This window comes from Rhizobium bangladeshense (assembly GCF_017357245.1).
Lineage (GTDB): Bacteria > Pseudomonadota > Alphaproteobacteria > Rhizobiales > Rhizobiaceae > Rhizobium > Rhizobium bangladeshense.
This window is the reverse complement of sequence record NZ_CP071613.1, coordinates 158,747-173,917: the sequence shown is the minus strand read 5'-3', so window position 1 is coordinate 173,917 and position 15,171 is coordinate 158,747. Positions and strand designations below refer to the sequence as shown.

Here is a 15,171-nt window from a genome sequence, read left to right as displayed (position 1 = left end):
CCAACTGCAATTAACTCTTAATAGCACCGGAGATATTCATGCTCGATAAGGTAAGACGGTCGATCCTGACGGGGATGATGGGAGCGGCGTTTGCGGCCGTGCTGACAGTCGTTCCGGCGTCGGCGCAGGAAAAATTCAAGGCGGTAACGACATTCACCGTCATCGCCGACATCGCCAGGAACGTTGCGGGTGACGCGGCTGTCGTCGAATCCATTACCAAGCCCGGCGCCGAGATCCACAATTACCAGCCGACGCCGGGCGATATCCAGCGCGCCCAGGGCGCGCAGCTCGTCCTGTGGAACGGCCTCAATCTGGAGCGTTGGTTCGAGAAGTTCTTCCAGAACCTGAAGGACGTGCCTGAAGTGGTGGTCTCGACAGGCGTCGAGCCGATGGGCATTGCCGAAGGACCTTATCAGGGCAAGCCGAATCCGCACGCCTGGATGTCGCCGGCGGCGGCACTGATCTATGTCGACAATATCCGCGATGCCTTCGTGAAGTACGATCCTGCCAATGCCGCGATCTACAAGACGAATGCCGAGGCTTACAAGGAGAAGATCAAGGCGACCGTCGAGCCCATCAAGGCACGGCTTGCCGCCGTACCTGAGGCCAAGCGATGGCTGGTATCGAGCGAAGGCGCCTTCTCCTACCTTGCCCGCGATTTCGGTTTGAAGGAACTGTACCTGTGGCCGATCAATGCGGATCAGCAGGGAACGCCGCAGCAGGTGCGCAAGGTGATTGACGCCGTTCGCAAAAACGGCATCACCGTCGTCTTCTCCGAGAGCACGATCTCGTCCAAGCCTGCCGAACAGGTGGCGCGTGAGACAGGCGCCAAATATGGCGGCGTTCTTTACGTCGATTCGCTGAGCGAGGCCGATGGTCCGGTTCCGACCTATCTCGATCTCCTCAAGGTCACGTCGGAAACCATCGCCAAGGGCCTGGCGTCCTCGTCCTGATCAGGCGACAGGGACCTCGCCCGCGGGCGGGGTCCAGATTCACGTGTTCATGGGGGTGTTTCAATGAGTGTTCAACCCGGCCGGCAGAAGCAGGTCGACTCCGGCTTCGAGGGGACCGGGATTCTGGTGGACGGCGCGACCGTCACCTATCGCAACGGCCATACGGCATTGCGCGACGCGAGTTTCGTCACCCCCACCGGCACGATCACCGCATTGGTCGGCGTCAACGGCTCGGGAAAATCGACCCTCTTCAAGTCAATCATGGGCTTCATCCGCCTCGCCAAGGGCGATATCCGCGTGCTCGGCATGCCGGTCAAGGACGCGCTGCGAAAGAACCTCGTTGCCTATGTGCCGCAGTCGGAAGAGGTCGACTGGAACTTCCCCGTTCTGGTCGAGGACGTCGTGATGATGGGTCGTTACGGCCATATGGGCATTATGCGTATTCCCAGCGCCGCCGACCACCAGGCGGTGGCGGCGGCACTTGCCCGCGTCAACATGAGCGAATTCCGCAAACGGCAGATCGGCGAGCTCTCCGGCGGCCAGAAGAAGCGGGTCTTCCTCGCCCGCGCGCTGGCACAGGACGGAAAAGTGATCCTGCTCGACGAGCCGTTTACGGGCGTGGACGTCAAGACCGAGGAGCAGATCATCAAGCTGCTTCGCGAACTGCGCGACGAGGGCCGCGTGATGCTGGTTTCGACGCATAATCTCGGCTCCGTGCCCGAATTCTGCGACCGGACCATCCTGATCAAGGGCACGGTACTCGCCTATGGCCCGACCTTCGAGACCTTCACCCAGGAAAACCTGGAGAAGGCATTCGGCGGCGTGCTGCGCCATTTCGTCCTGAACCAAGCCCCGAGCGGCAGACCGACATCGATCGGCCTGATCAGCGACGACGAACGGCCCCTGGTGTTTCGCGAAGGCAAGGCGACCGCGGGCGCATCGGACGGGGAAGACGGAGGCTGGGAATGACGGCCATTCTCACCGAACCCTTCACCTACAACTACATGCTGAACGCCATGTGGGTCTCGGCCCTCGTCGGCGGCGTCTGTGCCTTTCTCTCCTGCTACCTGATGCTGAAAGGCTGGTCGCTGATCGGCGATGCGCTCTCGCATTCAATCGTCCCCGGAGTGGCGGGCGCCTATATGCTCGGCCTTCCCTTTTCCATCGGCGCCTTCTTTTCCGGCGGGCTTGCCGCCGCCGCCATGCTTTTCCTCAATCAACGCACCAAGCTCAAGGAAGACGCCATCATCGGCCTGATCTTTTCCTCCTTCTTCGGGCTCGGTCTGTTCATGGTGTCGCTGAAGCCGGCGGCTGTGAACATCCAGACGATCGTCCTCGGCAACATTCTCGCCATCACACCCGAGGATACGCTCCAGCTCGCGATCATCGGCTTCCTGTCGCTGGCCGTCCTGCTCGTCAAATGGAAGGACCTGATGGTCACCTTCTTCGACGAGAACCATGCCCGGTCGATCGGTCTCAATCCGACCGTACTCAAGATCATGTTCTTCACGCTGCTTTCCGCCTCGACCGTCGCGGCACTGCAGACAGTCGGCGCGTTCCTGGTCATCTGCATGGTGGTGACACCGGGCGCGACCGCCTATCTGCTGACGGATCGTTTCCCGCGGCTCCTGCTCATCGCGGTCACGATTGGCTCGATCACCAGCTTCGCAGGCGCCTATGCGAGCTACTTCCTCGACGGAGCGACCGGCGGCATCATCGTCGTGCTGCAGACAGCGATCTTCCTGCTAGCCTTCTTCTTCGCCCCGAAGCACGGAATGCTTGCCGCACGCCGAAGGGCCGCGCTAGCCCTGGAGGCGGCGCGATGAGTATCATCGATACGCTGCTTTCGCCTTTCCAGTTCGAATTCATGGTCAACGCGCTTGTGATCTCGATGCTGGTCGCCGTGCCGATGGCGCTTCTGTCCTGCTTCGTGGTGCTGAAGGGCTGGTCGCTGATGGGCGATGCGATCAGCCACGCGGTCTTTCCCGGCGTGGTCATCGCCTATATCGTCGGCTTTCCCTATGCCGTTGGCGCCTTCGTGGCCGGCATGTTCTGCGCCATCGCCACCGGCTTCCTGAAGGACAACAGCCGCATCAAGCAGGACACCGTGATGGGCATCGTCTTCTCCGGCATGTTCGGATTGGGCCTGGTGCTCTACGTTAAAATCCAGACCGACGTGCATCTCGACCACATCCTGTTCGGGGACATGCTCGGCGTCTCCTGGCGCGACATTGGGCAGGCGGCCGTGATCGCTGCGATCACCGCGGGCATTCTCGGCGTCAAGTGGAAAGACTTTCTGCTGCATGCTTTCGATCCGACGCAGGCAAAGGCGGTGGGACTGAGGATCGGTGTCTTGCATTATGGACTGCTTGCTCTGATCTCACTCACGATCGTCGGCGCCCTGCAGGCGGTCGGCATCATCCTTTCGATCGCCATGCTGATCGCCCCGGGCGCCATCGCATTTCTGCTGACCCGCAAGTTCAGCACAATGCTCATTCTGTCGGTCGCCATCGCCGTTACCGGCTCCTTCGCGGGTGTCTACCTCTCCTTCTTCATCGACAGCGCTCCTGCTCCGACGATCGTGCTCGTGCTCTCGATCGTTTTCGTGCTCGCCTTCCTCCATGCCACACGTCAGGCCGCCCGAGTTGACGCCACCGAAACGGTTTAGCTGTTTTGGACGGACTTTCTGAGCGGATCGAGGATCAAGCGTTTGGGCTGTGAATCTCATGCTTTGCAGATGAACTCGTAGGGTGTGAGCCCCTTGGGGATCTTAAGCCCACGGCCGAATTTGCAAACGGCGAGGAATCGGCCTGGTGCTGGCGCAGTTGCACGGCCCCTCGCCAGCGAGGTCATTGCCGGTGCCGCCGACGGCGACTTTGCCGAAGACGCGTAAGCGTCCTCTCGCGCCAATGTCCGTCGTTCGGCATTGGCTGAAGTCCGCGTCGACTTATCGCGAACTTCGAGTGTCCAGGAGGGCTGATGGGCGACCCACTCATGAGACCGGCGGCCCGACGATATCTATCTTGTTGGCCGCACAGATCGCAACCAGTCTCTCGATCATTTCGGAGCTTGGCGTCATTGCCTCCGGCAGATTTGGCCTTTCCGCGGTACGACTAGCCTGGCGCAGCATGGTCTCGAAGTCCGAGCCTTGCATAATCGTCAGGCAGTGGGCGCCCTCCGTGCTTTCGACGCGGAAGGCGTGCGGCACGCCTTTGGGCGCCATGACAGTATCGCCTGTGCCAGCAGTGATCTCCTGGTCGCCGACCCGGAAGCGCATCACGCCGCCGAGAATATGAAACACCTCATCTTCGCGCTGATGAATGTGCAATGGTGGCGCCTCGCCAAAGGGCATCCAGTGCTCGATGACAGAAATGCCATCCGATCCGGATTGGCTCGAAAGCTTGACAGAGACAACCGTATTGCCGAACCACAGCAGATTGCCGGTTGCCTGGGGATCGATATGCATGCTCATGTGCGTTCCTCTAACGATTTCGATTGCGAATGCACTGGACGTACGATCCGTCTCGGCATTGATCCAATCGAATGATCTTATGGAGACAATCCAAGCCATGAATTTCAACGCTCTCGATCTCAACCTGATCCGGGTCTTCGACGCGCTGATGCGCGAGCGAAGCGTGACGCGGGCGGGCGATCGGATTGGGCTGTCGCAGCCGGCAGTAAGCGCGGCGCTCAACCGCCTGCGGCATGTTTTCAATGACAACCTGTTCGTTCGACACGGAAGCGAAATGCAGCCGACGCCGCTGGCATCGGAATTAGGCGAGCGCGCGCGCCTGGCCTTAGCGGAGATCGAAGGCATGGTTCGCACGGTGCGCGGGCTGGAATTGGGTGAACTCGACCGCACGTTCACGCTGATGGGCGCCGATTTCTTCTCGACCCTGATCATGCCCTTTCTGTCGCACAAGGTCTATATGCAGGCGCCGGCGGTGAAGATGCGTCTGCTTGATAGTGCGCGCGGCGAAGTCGCCCGCTTGCTACAGGATAACGCTGTGGATATGGCGCTTGAACGGCCTTTGGACACGCCGGGGTGGATATCGAAGGAACTGCTGTTCCGCTCGCCATTCGTCATCATCGCTTCCGCGGACAATTCTGCACTCGCAGACCTTCCGGAAGGAGCGGTTATGCCTCTATCAATCTTCTCGTCGCTACCGCATGTGATCCGCTCGATAGACGGCACTTTCAGGGGTTTGGTCGACGACGCGCTGGCGACGCATGGCCTGAAGCGTCAGGTCACGCTTGCCTTGCCGCATTTCCATGCTGTTGCGTCGGCGATCGCGCAAAGCGCGCACATAGCTGCCGTTCCGCTCCAATTCGCCGATGCGGTTAAGACAAATCTCCGCCTACGCTGCTTCTTGCCGCCGATCGACGTGCCGGTGCCAGATGTCAATCTCTACTGGCACTCGCGCTACGACGAAGATCTCGCGCACCGCTGGATGCGAGACCAGATCCTTCAAGCGGTGGCCGCGCTGAATTTTCCGATCAACGAAATGGGTAACGCTACGTCAGTGGAGCTGAGCTAGCACTGGGATCGCAATCCATATGGATGCTGCAATGACCGGTGCCAGTGTCGCTTGAGACATCGACTCTCAAGCCTGCGACACCTTTCTCGGCTGCGGCGCGAACAGAGGACGAACCTCACCGGAATCGAGCCGAACACGTCAAACCCCTGTTCACTAGTTGCATCGGTACCAAGCTCGGCTACCGGGTTTCTGCCTTGGCCGAAGATAACAATCCTGCGGGGGCTGAGGACCGTTCGATGAGAGCGCGCGCCACTGCGAAGACTCTCATCGGCCTCCTGCCGCGCGTCCTCCCTTTACAACTAACATGTCAGTCTGCTACTGCTGACCAATTACCTGGGAGGAATGAGGTTGACATCAAAATTCGGGCTTTCCGTAGCCCTCGCCACGCCATTCAGCGAGAATGGAAATATTGCGATCGAGGCGATGATCGCGCAGGCGCGGCGGTGCCTTGCTGCCGGATGCTCCAGCGTGACGCTGTTCGGGACGACGGGTGAAGGCCCTTCCATCGGGAACGGCGAACGGGAGCGTGTTTTGGCCGCCTTCCTCGATGCCGGCATTGCGCCTGGCAACATCATCGTCGGCGTGCTCGTTGATGCCGCCGAGGATGCGGCGATGCAGGCCAGTCAGGCTCTTTCGCTAGGCGCCCGCAATATCCTTCTTGCCCCGCCGTCCTACTTTAAAAACGTCAGCGACGACGGCGTCTTCCAGTGGTTTACCGCCGTATTCGCCCTGCTGGGCGACAAGGCGCGCGATATCATCGTCTACAATCTTCCTTCGGTGACCATGGTGCCGCTGAGCGTGTCGCTGATCGGCCGGCTGCGGACCGCCTTTCCTCAAATCGTCATGGGCGTGAAGGATTCCTCCGGGGACTGGCCTTACACCGAAGCGCTCCTGAAAGCGCATAGCGATCTCATCATTCTGGTCGGCGACGAGCGGCACCTTGCAAAGGCCGTGCGGCTCGGCGGCCGGGGTGCTATATCGGGCATGGCGAATTTTGTGCCACGCGAACTCAAGCCCATGGCCGAGGAGGGCAGGGACGACGCCCGCGTCGAGGATTTCGTGGTCGAATTGCTGAAACATCCCGTCATTTCGGCCGTGAAGGCGATGGTCGCGCGCACGACGTCGGAGGAGACTTGGATCGCGGTTCGTCCGCCGCTCATTCCGATCTCAGGCGAAGCGCAGGGGCAGCTCGCTCTGGCCTTCGACAGACTTTTCCGCTCGAAAGCCGCATAGGTCGGGCATGTTTGTGGAGGAGGCGATGGACGGAACGGAGGAGCAGCCGACACTGCGGGAAAAGGCCTATGCGAGCTTCACGCGCCATCTCCTTGCACGTGACGTGCGTCCCGGCCAGTTCGTTTCGCAACGCCGCCTCGTGGAACTGACGGGGCTGCCGCTCGGTGCCATCCGCGAGCTCATCCCCCGGCTCGAAGCCGAAGGGCTGATCAAGACCGTGCCGCAGCGCGGTTTGCAGATCGCTCACATTGATCTCAACCTCATTCGCGAAGCCTTCCAGCTGCGCGTATTCCTGGAAAAGGAAGCCGTCGCGCTCTTCACCCGGTCCGCGTCGGACGAGACGATCGCAAAGCTCCTGAAGCAGCATCGGGATATCGCCGACGCCATTCGCAGCGGCGACGGATCTCATGAGCTGGAGCTGCGGGCGCAGGCCGTCGACTGGGGCATGCATGACGCCTTTATCGATGCGCTTGGAAATACCATCATCTCGAACGCCTATCGCGTGAACTCGATCAAGATGCGCCTGATCAGCCAGGACCGCTTCCGCATCGACGGTCACGTAGGGCCCGTCATGGGCGAGCACCTGAAGGTGCTCGAGGCGATCGAACGACGCTCGGCGGAGGACGCCGTCAACAGCCTTGTCGCACACATCAATCATGCAAGGGATCGTGCGCTCGGGATATAATCGAGAATGAACAGCCGGGGATGAGGAGATCGCCGGCATAAGGAGGAGGACGACATGCCATCATTCTTCAACCCGACCAGGCGCGGCTTTCTGGCCGGCACAGCCGCTCTTGGGGCCAGCAGCATGCTCGGCATGCGGCCGGCAGCCGCCGCGGTCGACTGGAAACGCTTTGCCGGCACCACGCTTGAGGTAAATCTGGTCAAGAGCCCGCGCAGCGAAATCCTGACCAAGTACCTGTCTGAATTCGAGGAGCTCACCGGCATCAAGGTCAATGCCGAAGCAACGCCCGAACAACAGCAGCGCCAGAAGACGACGATCGAGCTGAGCTCGGGGAAACCGAGCTTCGACGTCGTGCACATGAGTTACCACGTCCAGAAACGGCAGTTCGAAAAGGGCGGCTGGCTTGCCGATATCGGCGGCTTCCTCAAGGACGCCTCTCTGACGGACCCGTCTCTGGTGGAAAGCGATTTCGCCGAAGCCGGCCTGGCCTTCGCCAAGGATTCCGACGGCGTTCTGCGTTCACTGCCTTTCTCGGTCGACTACTGGATCATCTATTGGAACAAGGCGCTGTTCGAGAACAAAGGGCTTGCTTACCCTACGAGCTTCGAAGAACTGGCAACTGCGGCGGAGGCGCTGACAGATCCCTCGACCAACACCTACGGCTTCGTCGCCCGCGGTCTGAAGAACGCCAACACGCCGGTCTGGACGACGTTGCTGCTCGGCTATGGCTCGAGCCCGCTCGGCCCTGACGGCAAGCTGCGCACGACGTCGCAGGAAGCGATCGATGCGGCCAAGCTTTATCAGAGACTGATGACCAAGACCGCCCCTCCCGGCGTCTCCGGCTTCAACTGGGCCGAGGCGCAGTCGGCCTTCCTGCAGGGCAAGATCGGCATGTGGCTGGATGGCGTCGGTTTTGCGCCGCCGATCGAGAATCCGGAAAAGTCGCGCGTCGTCGGCAAGGTCGGTTACGGCGTTATGCCGAAGGGTCCGAAGGCACAGGCCGCAGGCACCTTCGGCGACGGGCTCGGCGTCGTCGCGGCGAGCCAGAAGAAGGAAGCCGCTTACCTGTTCTGCCAGTGGGCGATTTCGCATGAAATGGGCGCGCGCCTGCTGCAGGCCGGCGCCGGCGTTCCATTCCGCCAGTCCGTCCTTGCGGATGCGAAGGTCCGCGAAGGCGTGAAGATGCCGGGTGAATGGCTGGATGCAGTTGCCGGCTCCGGCAAGATCTCGCAGCTCGCGCTGCCGGTCATCATTCCGGTCACCGAGTTCCGCGACATCTATGGCGTCGGTCTCACCAACATGATCGGCGGCGCCGATCCTGAAACCGAACTGAAGACGGCAACTGCACAGTTCGAACCCGTCCTGGCGAAAAGCGAGGGATAATGGCCGCCGCAGGCATCGAAACGGCCGCTATGGCCAAGACGTCGAAAGGAAGGAGCAAACCGGATCGGTTTGCTCCCAACTACTGGCCCTTCGTCATCCCGGCGCTCATCGTCATCTCAGCCGTTATCGTCTTTCCATGGGTGTTCACCGTGTGGATGAGCGTCAACAGCTGGACGCTCGGCCAGTCGCAGGTCTTCGCGGGGCTCGACAATTATATCAGACTCGCCGTCGACATGCGCTTTTGGGAGTCTCTGTGGCACACGGTGCTCTATACGACGCTCTCCGTGGTGGTTCCCCTTTTTCTGGGGACACTCGCCGCACTGATCTTCGATGCCCGATTTCCGCTGCGCGGTCTCATTCGAGGCATATTCGTGATGCCGATGATGGCGACCCCCGTCGCCATCGCGCTCGTCTGGACGATGATGTACCATCCTCAGCTAGGCGTGCTCAATTATCTCCTCTCCTTCGTCGGCATCGGGCCACAGGAGTGGATCTACAACCAGCGCAGCGTCATCCCCTCGCTGGTTCTGGTCGAAAGCTGGCAGTGGACGCCGCTTGTCATGCTGATCGTGCTCGGCGGCCTGGCGGCGGTTCCCCGAGAACCGTATGAGAGTGCCGAGATCGACGGCGCCAATGTCTGGCAGAAATTCCGCTATCTGACGCTGCCGATGATCGCGCCGTTCCTGATGATCGCGGTGATCATCCGCAGCATCGATGCTGTGAAGAGCTTCGACATCATCTATGCCATGACCCAGGGCGGCCCCGGCACGGCTTCGGAAACTATCAACATCTATCTCTACAACACCGCCTTTGCCTATTACGACATCGGCTATGGCTCGGCCATGGCAGTCGTCTTTTTCATCCTCATCGTCCTGCTCTCCTTCGTCCTTATGATGATCCGGCAGCGCGTGAACTGGTCCGACGGGGAGGCACGCTGATGAAGCGCAAGACGCTCGACCGCATCGGACTGCTGTTCGTCGCACTGGTGATGATCTCGCCGGTGGTCCTGTTCTTCCTCTGGATGATCTCGCTGTCGCTGAAATATGAGATCGACAACGGCGCCTATCCGCCGATCTTCATCCCGGAGCGTTTCGCCTGGACGAACTATCTGAAGGTCTTCGAGGAGAACAACTTCTTCCTCTACCTCTGGAATTCACTGCTGGTGACCGGATCGGCCACGCTCCTGGCGCTCTTGATCGGCGTGCCGGCGGGTTATGGCATTGCGCGATTGAAGGCGGAAAAATCGGCGATGGTCATCATGATCGCGCGCATGACGCCGGGCCTGTCGTTCCTCATTCCGCTGTTCCTGCTGTTCCAATGGCTGAACCTGCTCGGCACGCTGATGCCGCAGATCATCATCCATCTCGTTGTCACCGTGCCGATCGTCGTGTGGATCATGATCGGCTATTTCGAGACGACGCCGATGGAGCTGGAAGAGGCTGCAAGCATCGACGGCGCCACGCCCTGGCAGGTCTTCCGTCTGGTCGCCCTGCCGATCGCAAGGCCCGGAATCGTCGTCGCCTTCATCTTGTCGGTGATCTTTTCCTGGAACAACTTCGTCTTCGGCATCGTGCTCGCCAGCCGCGAGACCCGCACGCTTCCCGTCGCCGTCTACAATATGCTCTCCTTCGAGCAGGTCAGCTGGGGTCCGCTCGCAGCAGCCGCATTGATCGTCACCTTGCCGGTGTTGATCTTGACCGTGTTTGCGCAGAGGCAGATCGTGGCCGGCCTGACGGCGGGGGCCGTCAAGTAAGCAAGTGAGACAGAAATCTTGACGGCTTCTTCCGCCTTCGCGCCTACTCCTGAGCCGGCACCCGATCCGCCACGCCGCGTGCTCTGCATCGGCGCGGCGGTGCTGGATACACTGTTCCGCGTGCGTTCTTTGCCGACCGGTCAGGGCAAAATCCTGCCCTACGAAATGCTGCAGGTCGCCGAAGGCATGGCGTCGAGCGCAGCGTTCGCCGTCGCCCGGCTCGGCGGCCGCGCCAGTCTCTGGGGCGCGGTTGGCGACGATGTCACGGGCAAGCGCATTATTTCCGATCTCGGCGATAGCGGCATCGACACGAGCGGCATGACGGTTGTGCAGGGCGCCCGCTCCGCCGTCTCGACGATCCTCATCGATGATGAAGGCGAGCGTCTGATCGTGCCCTTCTACGACGAGCAGCTCCACCATACGGTCAGGCCGGTCACCGAGCGGCAGATTTCTGCTTTCGATGCTGTGCTTGCCGATGTCCGATGGCCGAGGCTTGCGCTGGGGGCGTTGGTTGCAGCTGGCAAGGCTGGCAAACCGGCCATACTCGATGGCGACGTTGCGGGCGAGGGCGTCATCGAGATGCTGGCGCCGGCGGCCAGCCACATCGTTTTTTCACAGCCTGCGGCCGAGCGGCTCGCCGGGACGGCGGATCTCGTCGAGACCGTCGGCCTGCTGAAGCGGAAATTCGGACATGCCTTCATCAGCGTTACGGCTGGCGAAAACGGCTCCCTATGGTTCGACGACCCGAGCGGCGAGATCCGTCACCTTGCTGCTCCGAACGTGAGAGCAGTCGATACGCTTGCGGCAGGCGACATCTTCCACGGCGCTTTCGCGCTGGCGATCGCGGAAGGCATGCCGATCGAAGAGACGATGCGATTGTCATCAATGGCGGCGGCTCTCAAATGCCAGGTGTTCGGCGGACGCATCGGCGCACCCACCAGAGCCCAGGTTTGCGATGCTCTGCGAGATTGGAACATTGGCGCCGTCCCGGCAGACAAGTGAAATCGAGAACGGCAGTCCGGTCCGAACGATTGCTCTGGGAAACCGGAGACGAGCGGAAGCGCGCCGCGACGCCGCCAGCACTTCGAAAACTGGGAGGCTGAAGCAGGACCAATATGCGCCTAGCTCCTCCGTCGGCCTTTATCCGCCAAAAAAGATTGCATCCTGCTGGCTGCGCAACCTTAGAAGATGCGAGCTCGGATCGAGTTCGAGGTCGCCGATCCGGACGGGTTCGCCATGGTGCACTGGTCTGACCAGCCTGCGATTGGCGGCGATGTAATAGGGCGCAGGCCCGTCGTTTGCAAGCGGCGCCGCCGGGACAAGTGCTGATCCGACATGCTGAATTGCATGATGGTGGCCGGTCGCCGAAAGCAGAGTCCCAGCGGGAAGGTCCTGCTCGGCGATGGCAATCAGGTCAAGACGGGGCTTTGGATCCGGTGCGCCGCTCGAGCGTTTCAGCAAGCCTGCGTCGAGAATACTGGTCGCCGCCTCGAGACCCAGAAGATGGCGTGGAAGATAGATCATGGCCGTCTTCCGGTCGCGGCTCAGAATATGGCCCTTCTGGGCCAGCATGTCCCAGCTATCGGCGTCGCGGCAGCGCACCACGATGAAGATACCGCCGGCGAAACTCACTTCTCCGGCCAAGCGCAGGCAATGAAAAACCTCGAGCCGACGATCTCCGGCAAGAACGCCGCCCTCATGGCGCCTGGAGAAGATTGTCGGCACCTCGACGATCCGGGCGATCGGGCAATGGAAATCCGGCCGGTCGGGCACGAGGTCGATGGAATGGCTGACCACGCCCATCTCGCAAAGATCGGGAACCGCCCTTTGCGGCAGCCGCACGGCTGCCTCGGCACGGGCGTTGATCAAGGCGTCAACGTCCGACTGGCCGAGATCCAGCAGATCCGAAAACCCAGAAACCGAAATGGTTTCGCCATTGCTCGTCAGAGTTTCGGAGGCAGGATCGAAGACGAAATCGTATTCACTTGCCTTGCCGGCCGCAATGATTTCGAAACCGAGCAATTCGGCCCAGGTCACCAGATCGATAAGCAGGCTCGGCTGGTCGCCGTCAACCGGGGTTACAACCAAGCCCTGGGCCGCAGCACGGTGCGCGAGGCCGGGGCCAACCACGCTGTCGACCTCCTTGCTGACCAATACGACATCGCGGCCGTTTGCCACTGCCATATCGGCGTGGCGAGCGCCTGCCTCCGGATTGCCGGTCGCCTCCACCAGAAGATCGAAGGGCCGATCGATGACATGGGCGAGATCGCCTGCCGCGATGATCTGAGCGGCGGCAAAAGCCCGCTCAGCTGTTTCGGCGTTCTCGCACACCGCAATATTGTGCTCCGGAATGCCTGCCGCGATAAGGGCGGCCGCGGCCTGGCTTGCGTTGATATCGACCGCGATCCGGATATCCAGGCGGGGAACACGGTGCGCGAGCAGACTGCGTCCGAAGGCGCCGGTGCCGACCAGGCAGACGGACACTTTGCCTTCGGCGGGATAGAGGGTGTGGCGATACATGAAGAGCTCGTTTTCAGCTTGCGTTGGAAGTGTTTTCGCGACCGCGGCGGATCAGGTTGCGCAGGCCCATGGCTTTGCCGATCAGAGGCCATGCGAGCATCAGGATGCCGAGGCCCATGATGCTGAAGACGAGGGGATTGGACCAGAAGATCGAGAGGGAGCCGTCGGACATCAGCATCGATTGGCGGAAGGCATCCTCGGCCTTGTCGCCGAGGACCATCGCAAGCACCAGCGGCGCAATCGGATAATCGAGCTTCTTGAACACGTAGCCTGCGACGCCGAAGATCAGCACGAGCCACATGTCGAAGGCGGAATTGGCGATTTGATAGGCGCCGGAGAAGATGACGGCGACGATGATGGGACCGATTATCGCGAAGGGGACGCGCAGGATGGCGGCATAGAGCGGCACTGTGCTGAGTACGAGCAGGACGGCAACGACATTGCCGAGATACATTGAGGCGATAAGACCCCAGACGAAATCCGGTCGGTCGATGAACAGCATCGGTCCCGGCGTCAGCCCCCAGATCATCAGCCCGCCCATCATCACTGCCGCGGTAGCCGAGCCGGGTACGCCGAGCGCCAGCATCGGAAGCAGAGCCGAGGTGCCGGCCGAATGATCGGCAGCTTCGGGACTGACGATGCCGCGAGGATCACCCTTGCCGAGCGTCTCGGGATTGCGGACGAAGCGCCGCGTCATGCCATAAGCCATGAAGGATGCTGCAGTCGGGCCGGCCGGCGTGATCCCCATCCAGATTCCGATCAGGATGGACCTCCCGATCGCCACCGCGTGCCGGGGAATTTCAGCCACCGTGCGCAACACGTCGAGAGGGCGGATATGGGCCTTTATGCCTTGGAAGCGGAGTCCCTCTTCGGTGGTGAGGAGGAGTTCGCCGATGCCGAACAGGCCCATTACTGCCACCAGAAAGGACACGCCCTTGATGAGATCGGGGACGCCGAAGGAAAGGCGCAGCCCGCCGGAAATCGTGTCCATACCGACGGTTGCAAGCGCAAAGCCGAGCATTATGGATACGAGCGTCTTGGCTGGTGCATTGGCACCCATGCCGATGAAACTGGCGAAGGCGAGGAAATAAACGGCGAAGAATTCCGGTGACGAGAATTGCAGCGCGAAACGCGCGACCCAGCCCGACAGTAGGGTGATCATAATCACGCCCGCGATAGCGCCGATGCCGGCGGATACGAAGGCCAGGGTGAGTGCGCGCGTGGCCTGGCCGCTGCGGGCCATCGGGTAGCCGTCGAAGGTGGTGGCGACCGAGGAGGGTTCGCCTGGAATGTTAAACAGGATCGATGTTGTCGAGCCGCCGAAAAGCGCCCCCCAATACATGCAGGAAAGGAGAACGATGGCAGAAACCGGGTCCATGGTGAAGGTAAGCGGCAGGAGGAGCGAAACACCGTTGGGAGCTCCGAGGCCGGGCAGGACGCCAACGAGGATGCCGAGCATTACGCCAACCATCATGATGATGAAATGATGGCCGCTGATGACCGTGGCGAATCCGTCGAGCAGATGGCCGAAATTCTCCATGAAACTTCCTCCCAAACGATAGTGGCGAGCCGCACGTGAGCGGCCAGCCCGCTCAGTAGATGCCGAGCCAACCTTCGACCGGTCCCTTCAGCAACGGCACTTGAAAGGCGATTTCGAAGACCAGATAAAAGGCGGCAGCAACCGCCGCGCCGCCGAGAACAGCCGCCCACCAGCGATATCGCCCCTGCCAGATCATGACGCCCGAGACGTACAGCAGCGTTGCCACATAAAGGCCCAGCAAGAGGGCTGCGATGACGAAGCCGACGAGGGGCAGGGCGAAGGCGAGAACCGGCCTTGCGCGTTCGACGTCGAGAAAGACGTCTTCGCGCCAGTTTCGGCTGACGATAGCGCGAGCCAGGTTAGCCAGGCTGCCCAGGATAATGAGCAGCCCGATATAGAAGGGGAAATAGCCGGGTGCCGGACCGGTTTCGGTCCAGCCTGTGCCGATCTCGGCGGCGCCGTAACAGACCGCACCGCCCGCCGCCGCGGTGGCGATCGCGGTGGCGATCTCCATTGTCCGGCGGCTGAGATGCCTTTTGCTGTCGTCAGTCATGGCAAGCTCCTCG

The 15,171-nt window shown here is 61.2% G+C and carries 15 protein-coding genes; 11 read left to right on the top strand and 4 right to left on the bottom strand.

Annotated elements, in window-relative coordinates:
- Positions 1 to 38: 38 nt before the first annotated feature.
- The 4 genes from J2J98_RS21745 to J2J98_RS21730 all read left to right on the top strand — a co-directional run bounded on the left by J2J98_RS21745 (position 39) and on the right by J2J98_RS21730 (position 3,621).
- Positions 39 to 953 (top strand): metal ABC transporter substrate-binding protein, encoded by a 915-nt coding sequence (locus tag J2J98_RS21745; protein WP_064708348.1) that lies wholly within the window; start codon positions 39 to 41, stop codon positions 951 to 953.
- A 63-nt stretch (positions 954 to 1,016) separates the two neighbouring features.
- Positions 1,017 to 1,922: a manganese/iron ABC transporter ATP-binding protein gene (locus tag J2J98_RS21740; protein ID WP_064708347.1), complete on the top strand. Its 906-nt coding sequence runs from the start codon at positions 1,017 to 1,019 to the stop codon at positions 1,920 to 1,922.
- A complete protein-coding gene (gene sitC, locus J2J98_RS21735) occupies positions 1,919 to 2,779 on the top strand; it encodes an iron/manganese ABC transporter permease subunit SitC (protein ID WP_064708346.1) in 861 nt (286 codons plus the stop codon). The genes J2J98_RS21740 and sitC overlap by 4 nt, the downstream gene beginning before the upstream one ends.
- Entirely contained in the window at positions 2,776 to 3,621 is an 846-nt protein-coding gene (locus J2J98_RS21730) for a metal ABC transporter permease (protein ID WP_064708345.1), read from the top strand. The genes sitC and J2J98_RS21730 overlap by 4 nt, the downstream gene beginning before the upstream one ends.
- A 324-nt stretch (positions 3,622 to 3,945) precedes the next feature.
- Here J2J98_RS21730 and J2J98_RS21725 read toward each other — a convergent pair whose 3' ends face one another.
- Entirely contained in the window at positions 3,946 to 4,425 is a 480-nt protein-coding gene (locus tag J2J98_RS21725; protein ID WP_138394687.1) for a cupin domain-containing protein, read from the bottom strand.
- A gap of 97 nt (positions 4,426 to 4,522) precedes the next feature.
- On the opposite strand from J2J98_RS21725, the gene J2J98_RS21720 reads away from it, so the two are divergent.
- The 7 genes from J2J98_RS21720 to J2J98_RS21690 all read left to right on the top strand — a co-directional run bounded on the left by J2J98_RS21720 (position 4,523) and on the right by J2J98_RS21690 (position 11,547).
- Positions 4,523 to 5,491, top strand: coding sequence for a LysR family transcriptional regulator (locus J2J98_RS21720; protein WP_207603432.1), 969 nt, complete (start codon positions 4,523 to 4,525; stop codon positions 5,489 to 5,491).
- A 348-nt stretch (positions 5,492 to 5,839) separates the two neighbouring features.
- Entirely contained in the window at positions 5,840 to 6,724 is an 885-nt protein-coding gene (locus J2J98_RS21715) for a dihydrodipicolinate synthase family protein (RefSeq protein ID WP_207603431.1), read from the top strand.
- 7 nt (positions 6,725 to 6,731) lie between these two features.
- A complete protein-coding gene (locus tag J2J98_RS21710; RefSeq protein ID WP_171049232.1) occupies positions 6,732 to 7,409 on the top strand; it encodes a GntR family transcriptional regulator in 678 nt (225 codons plus the stop codon).
- A 54-nt stretch (positions 7,410 to 7,463) separates the two neighbouring features.
- On the top strand, positions 7,464 to 8,792 hold the full coding sequence (locus J2J98_RS21705; RefSeq protein WP_207603430.1) for an ABC transporter substrate-binding protein: 1,329 nt from the start codon (positions 7,464 to 7,466) through the stop codon (positions 8,790 to 8,792).
- Entirely contained in the window at positions 8,792 to 9,730 is a 939-nt protein-coding gene (locus tag J2J98_RS21700; RefSeq protein WP_138394691.1) for a carbohydrate ABC transporter permease, read from the top strand. The genes J2J98_RS21705 and J2J98_RS21700 overlap by 1 nt, the downstream gene beginning before the upstream one ends.
- The gene (locus J2J98_RS21695; RefSeq protein ID WP_064708339.1) at positions 9,730 to 10,545 is read left to right on the top strand and encodes a carbohydrate ABC transporter permease; all 816 of its coding nucleotides are present in this window, start codon (positions 9,730 to 9,732) and stop codon (positions 10,543 to 10,545) included. The genes J2J98_RS21700 and J2J98_RS21695 overlap by 1 nt, the downstream gene beginning before the upstream one ends.
- 18 nt (positions 10,546 to 10,563) lie before the next feature.
- Positions 10,564 to 11,547: a sugar kinase gene (locus J2J98_RS21690; RefSeq protein WP_207603429.1), complete on the top strand. Its 984-nt coding sequence runs from the start codon at positions 10,564 to 10,566 to the stop codon at positions 11,545 to 11,547.
- A 138-nt stretch (positions 11,548 to 11,685) separates the two neighbouring features.
- On the opposite strand, the gene J2J98_RS21685 is transcribed toward J2J98_RS21690, so the two are convergent.
- Genes J2J98_RS21685 through J2J98_RS21675 form a run of 3 tightly spaced genes read right to left on the bottom strand, consistent with a single transcriptional unit; the run spans position 11,686 to position 15,158 of the window.
- Positions 11,686 to 13,065 carry a flagellar biosynthesis protein FlgA gene (locus J2J98_RS21685; RefSeq protein ID WP_207603428.1) on the bottom strand — a complete coding sequence of 460 codons (1,380 nt, stop codon included), beginning with the start codon at positions 13,063 to 13,065 and terminating at the stop codon, positions 11,686 to 11,688.
- A gap of 13 nt (positions 13,066 to 13,078) precedes the next feature.
- The gene (locus J2J98_RS21680) at positions 13,079 to 14,605 is read right to left on the bottom strand and encodes a tripartite tricarboxylate transporter permease (protein WP_207603427.1); all 1,527 of its coding nucleotides are present in this window, start codon (positions 14,603 to 14,605) and stop codon (positions 13,079 to 13,081) included.
- Between the two features lie 52 nt (positions 14,606 to 14,657).
- The gene (locus J2J98_RS21675; protein WP_138394696.1) at positions 14,658 to 15,158 is read right to left on the bottom strand and encodes a tripartite tricarboxylate transporter TctB family protein; all 501 of its coding nucleotides are present in this window, start codon (positions 15,156 to 15,158) and stop codon (positions 14,658 to 14,660) included.
- Between the last annotated feature and the right edge of the window lie 13 nt (positions 15,159 to 15,171).

What these genes read in the sequence shown, in the direction of transcription:
- J2J98_RS21745 (WP_064708348.1), top strand. Translation starts at nt 39, where the DNA reads ATGCTCGATAAGGTAAGACGGTCGATCCTGACGGGGATGATGGGAGCG.
- J2J98_RS21740 (WP_064708347.1), top strand. Translation starts at nt 1,017, where the DNA reads ATGAGTGTTCAACCCGGCCGGCAGAAGCAGGTCGACTCCGGCTTCGAG.
- sitC (WP_064708346.1), top strand. Translation starts at nt 1,919, where the DNA reads ATGACGGCCATTCTCACCGAACCCTTCACCTACAACTACATGCTGAAC.
- J2J98_RS21730 (WP_064708345.1), top strand. Translation starts at nt 2,776, where the DNA reads ATGAGTATCATCGATACGCTGCTTTCGCCTTTCCAGTTCGAATTCATG.
- J2J98_RS21725 (WP_138394687.1), bottom strand. Translation starts at nt 4,425, where the DNA reads ATGAGCATGCATATCGATCCCCAGGCAACCGGCAATCTGCTGTGGTTC.
- J2J98_RS21720 (WP_207603432.1), top strand. Translation starts at nt 4,523, where the DNA reads ATGAATTTCAACGCTCTCGATCTCAACCTGATCCGGGTCTTCGACGCG.
- J2J98_RS21710 (WP_171049232.1), top strand. Translation starts at nt 6,732, where the DNA reads ATGTTTGTGGAGGAGGCGATGGACGGAACGGAGGAGCAGCCGACACTG.
- J2J98_RS21705 (WP_207603430.1), top strand. Translation starts at nt 7,464, where the DNA reads ATGCCATCATTCTTCAACCCGACCAGGCGCGGCTTTCTGGCCGGCACA.
- J2J98_RS21700 (WP_138394691.1), top strand. Translation starts at nt 8,792, where the DNA reads ATGGCCGCCGCAGGCATCGAAACGGCCGCTATGGCCAAGACGTCGAAA.
- J2J98_RS21695 (WP_064708339.1), top strand. Translation starts at nt 9,730, where the DNA reads ATGAAGCGCAAGACGCTCGACCGCATCGGACTGCTGTTCGTCGCACTG.
- J2J98_RS21685 (WP_207603428.1), bottom strand. Translation starts at nt 13,065, where the DNA reads ATGTATCGCCACACCCTCTATCCCGCCGAAGGCAAAGTGTCCGTCTGC.
- J2J98_RS21680 (WP_207603427.1), bottom strand. Translation starts at nt 14,605, where the DNA reads ATGGAGAATTTCGGCCATCTGCTCGACGGATTCGCCACGGTCATCAGC.
- J2J98_RS21675 (WP_138394696.1), bottom strand. Translation starts at nt 15,158, where the DNA reads ATGACTGACGACAGCAAAAGGCATCTCAGCCGCCGGACAATGGAGATC.